Source organism: Ruegeria sp. K3, from assembly GCF_056531845.1.
The window spans coordinates 1-756 of the sequence record NZ_JBQFMM010000036.1; the positions used below are offsets into that span (position 1 = coordinate 1).

At 57.7% G+C, this 756-nt stretch carries 1 pseudogene; it reads left to right on the forward strand.

The window, feature by feature from the left end:
• Window positions 1-95: 95 nt before the first annotated feature.
• Window positions 96-756, forward strand: a pseudogene (locus tag ACR0MP_RS22010) (IS5 family transposase); the annotation flags it as partial.

The following is a 756-nucleotide window of genomic DNA, read 5'->3' on the forward strand; positions in this document are numbered from 1 at the left end:
GTCAGGACCCATTGATTTCCGCTTGGCTGCGTGATTCACGGTTCGAAAATCGAGCGGTGACCATGTCTAATCTTTTCTAGCTGACGGATGCGCAGATGGCGCGTCTTGAACCTTTCTTCCCCAAGTCCCACGACATGCCACGCGTTGATGATCGTCGTGTGTTGAGCGGCATTATCTTCATTAATCGCAATGGGTTGAGATGGCGCGATGCCCCTTCGGCGTATGGCCCACACAAGACGCTCTATAACCGTTGGAAGCGGTGGATCGACAAGGGCATCTTCGCCCGGATGATGGCCGGTCTGGCTGCCGAACACGGCGAAGAGAAGACCGTGATGATTGATGCTAACTACCTGAAGGCTCAGCGTACCGCGACCAGTTTGGGCGTCAAAAAAGGGGGCGTGGGCGCCTGATCGGGCGCACCAAGGGCGGCATGAACACCAAGTTGCATGCCATCTGCGACAGCCGGGGACGTCCGCTCAACCTGTTCATCTCCGCCGGTCAGGTCAGCGATTATATTGGTGCGCGGGCACTGCTGAGCGGCCTGCCGGATGTCGATTGGCTGCTCGGGGATCGTGGCTATGACGCCGATTGGTTCCGGGAAGCGTTGAAAGACAAAGGGATACGCGCCTGCATCCCTGGCCGGAAACAGCGGAAGAAACCGGCTAAGTACGACAAGCGTCGTTACAAACGGCCTAACCGGATCGAGATCATGTTCGGCAGGTTGAAGGATTGGCGGCGTGTGGCAACCCGCTACGA